Origin of the sequence: Peptoniphilus sp. HMSC062D09 (genome assembly GCF_001811425.1) — a bacterium.
In the GTDB taxonomy this organism is placed as follows: domain Bacteria; phylum Bacillota; class Clostridia; order Tissierellales; family Peptoniphilaceae; genus Peptoniphilus_A.
Window position 1 is genome coordinate 1 of sequence record NZ_KV804721.1, and the last position, 3,416, is coordinate 3,416.

A 3,416-nucleotide genomic window follows, 5' to 3' on the forward strand; every position below is an offset into this window, starting at 1 on the left:
CCAAAGGTACGCATCAAAGGTATTCTCCGTTACATAACGATAGATATTCACTTCTTTGTTTTCATTGCCCTGTCTTACAATTCTTCCGGCTCTCTGCTCAAGGTCAGTCGGTCATTTTTTGCGGACAGTTCAATACATGCCTGTCTGTTTCGCTCCCTGCTCCTGCGTTTGCTCTCGTTTGATTTCTCCCTCTGTATCTTCTTGGCACAAGCAGGACAATACTTCGATATGCCAGAGCGGGGAACATATTCAACACCGCACACCGTACAATTCTTAGGCTTTAACGCAGTCCACCGCTTTGTCGGTGTGATATGTAATTCACCGACAAAGCCGATGAATTTATAATAAATCTTGATTTCCTGCCGCACCATTCCGTCTGTAAGTTTCTCACGTTCCGAAACAAGTATCTTGTCTATAAGTGCGTTTATGATGGTTGCGTCCAGTTCCTTAATGCCTTGATAGTTGCGGATTAGGGAGAGGAAATCACGGACACCCTGCGTCTTCTCATAGCTGTCGCTGAGCGTTTCCGTTACCTCTTTCAGCCTTGCTTCAATTTCAAGCTGTTCTTTCTGGTATTTTCCCGACATCATCTCAAAATTCCGCTCGGTAATACGCTCCATCACCTTATCTTCATAGAGTGAGGAAAACAGCCTGTCCAGTTCTGCAAGGCGTTTGTTCAGTTTTCTTTGCTCCTTTTCCAGTGCCTTTGCCTTGCTCTGGTCTGTTTCCGTGAGCCGCTTTTCAATCGCCCTCACTGCCTTTTCATCATTGACTGCCATATCCGCAAATCGGTTGATGTCGGTGAGGACAGCGTTGAACAAGTCCCTCGCTTCAATGCTGTGTGCGGTACACATGATATTACCGTATCTGCCATAATTATTGCAGGAATATTGTACGCAGTCGATGATGTCGGGGCGTTTCCTCCTGTTGGCACTCATAGCCCGCATCGCATAGCCGCAGTCCGCACACTTAATAACGCCTGCAAAGATGTTCTCAAAGCCGCCCTTGTTTTCTGGTAATCTGCGGCTTGTAATAAGCTGCTGTACGGTATCAAATTCCTCCTGCGTGACTATCCCCTCATGGGTGTCTGGTATCACTTCCCATTCTTCGGGCAGCTTAGAGGGGCGTTTCTTGCTTTTCATGTTGGCGGCAATCCGCTTGTAGCCTGCAAGGTTTCCCGCATATATCGGGCTTCTTAAAATGCCCCTTACGCTGTTCTCGCTCCAAATATAACGGTTCTCCTCATTCTCCTCAAAATACCTCTCATAGCCTGTTGCCCCCTGCTCCGCCGCATAAGCGGCGGGGCGTAAGATATGCTGTTTGTTGATGTGCTTGCGGATTTTGGCGATTCCGTTGCCCGCTAACGCAAGGTCAAATATTTCCCTTACCACATGGGCAACTTTGTCATCTATCAGCAGATGGTTGTGGTCGGCGGGGTCTTTGACGTAACCGTATGGTGCTGTCGTCCCCATGAATTTCCCCTGCTGAAACCTCGCTCGGTACGCCGATTTTATCTTGACCGACACATCGGCGGAATACATTTCGTTTAGGATGTTGCGGAAAGGCGTGATGTCCATAGCGGATTTATTGAGCGTGTCCACGCCGTCATTGACCGCTATATACCTCACATTATGCTCTGGGAAAAACACTTCCAGATACAGTCCGCAATCAAGATAGTTCCTCCCCAGACGAGATAAATCTTTCGTGATAACGCAGTTTATCAGACCGCTTTCAATGTCCTTAATCATGTTCTGGAAACTTGGTCTTTGGAAATTTGTACCAGAGTAACCGTCGTCCACATACGTTTTTGCTAAGTGCCATCCCTGCTTTTTCACATAATCCGTGAGGATGGATTTCTGTGTCGCAATGCTCGCACTCTCGTTATCCGTGCCATCGTCTTTTGACAAGCGGCAGTACATGCCGACTTCATAAATCTTGTTCTCCATTCTTATTCCTGCCATACTGTAAAACCTCCATATCTGTCCTATCTGTTTTCATGTTCCATTGCGTACATTCTAAGCGGACAGCCCCTCATTGTCGAAGGTGTCGCCCTCGGCAATCTTCTTCCGAATATCCTCGGAAATAATCGGGATAAACGCTTCTGTGACTGTCTGCGTGCCGACATATTCACGGCTGATTATCATCTGAACTGGTGCTTTCGGCACGATACGCTTTCTCTTTTTATCTGCTTTCTTATCCTCGCCCATACTTAAATCTTCCTTTCCAGACAGGGCAGGAGAACGTCTGGAAACGCCCCGCCCTGTCAATCAGATACCATCAATCCCCGCTGTTTACTTCTTTCTGTAATGCTTCAAGGAGTGCTGCTGCTTCATCAGAGTTCAACGTGATACCCTTTCCGCACTTCTCACGGTTCGGGGAAAAGCTGCGGATGTCATATTTCGGCTCTCTTCCGTTCCATGAGATAAGATTGATTTCTTTTGTGTAGCCGCTGTCGCCCTTAGACAATACGGCGATTTCCTTTACAATCTCATACTGGATTTCTTTCATTCTTCATACCTCAATTTTCTGCATTTACCTCCCGAAAAGAGAAGATTAGCGGCTGTCCCTGCCCCGTTTCCTCTGCAATTCACGCTCCAAAAGTTTAATGATGGTTTCCTCCATCTGCTTCGGCGTTGTGTTCTTCGGAAAATACTTTTTCAGCTTGCTTGTGTTGATTTTCAAGGTTTCTTTCTGGTTTCCCTTTTCCTCCGTCATAATTGCAAATATCGTATCCATGTCAAGCCGCCCGCTCTGGCTTAGGCTTTTCATCCGCTGTGCCTGTGAGAGTGAGGGCGTTGCTTCTTCGCTCTCCATCGTGGCAAAGAGGTTTTCCTGCTCGTCTTTCTTCAAAAAGGACAGTTCCACCGCAGGCGTGAGGGCGATTTTCCCCTCGTCCACCATCCGCAAAATCGGCGGTATCAGTTCCGTCAAACGGATAAATCTTTGTACGGTCATCCTGCCTACGCCGAAGCCCTGTGCCACCTTGTCGTCCGTCCGCAACTTCGTCACAACTTGTGACGAGGTTAAGTCTGTGCGGAAACCCTGCCGCTTCATGGCTTCGGATTTCATCTTGTAGGCAAACGCCCGCTCTGATGGCAGGATATTCTCACGCTGTAAATTACTGTCTACAAGGGTGATGATGGCTCGGTCACGGTCTAAGGGCAGGACAAACGCAGGCACGGTATTTATCCCTGCAAGTTCAGACGCACGGACACGCCGCTGCCCTGCAATCACTTCATAGCCGTTCCCGTCCTCTTTCGGGCGTGTGATTATCGGCGTGACAATGCCAAATTCCTTGATGCTTTCCGCTAATTCTGACAGCGTTTCATCCTCTGCCACATGAAACGGATTGTCGGGAAACGGGTACAAGTCTTTGGTCTTTAACACCTTAAAATCCTGTTTCTTCATTCACATAT

At 47.8% G+C, this 3,416-nt stretch carries 3 protein-coding genes and 1 pseudogene; all 4 read right to left on the reverse strand.

Annotation, left to right across the window (positions count from 1 at the left end; all coding sequences use genetic code 11):
- Window positions 1-103: 103 nt before the first annotated feature.
- The 4 genes and pseudogenes from HMPREF2801_RS05545 to HMPREF2801_RS05560 all read right to left on the reverse strand — a co-directional run bounded on the left by HMPREF2801_RS05545 (window position 104) and on the right by HMPREF2801_RS05560 (window position 3,408).
- Window positions 104-1,961, reverse strand: a pseudogene (locus HMPREF2801_RS05545) (recombinase family protein).
- A gap of 54 nt (window positions 1,962-2,015) precedes the next feature.
- Window positions 2,016-2,207 carry a hypothetical protein gene (locus HMPREF2801_RS05550; protein WP_002596259.1) on the reverse strand — a complete coding sequence of 64 codons (192 nt, stop codon included), beginning with the start codon at window positions 2,205-2,207 and terminating at the stop codon, window positions 2,016-2,018.
- A gap of 70 nt (window positions 2,208-2,277) precedes the next feature.
- Window positions 2,278-2,508, reverse strand: a complete 231-nt coding sequence (locus tag HMPREF2801_RS05555) for a YdbC family protein (RefSeq protein WP_070611108.1) — start codon at window positions 2,506-2,508, stop codon at window positions 2,278-2,280.
- Window positions 2,509-2,553: 45 nt separating this feature from the next.
- Complete coding sequence (locus HMPREF2801_RS05560; RefSeq protein ID WP_002596257.1) at window positions 2,554-3,408, reverse strand: ParB/RepB/Spo0J family partition protein; 855 nt, start codon at window positions 3,406-3,408, stop codon at window positions 2,554-2,556.
- Window positions 3,409-3,416 lie beyond the last annotated feature (8 nt).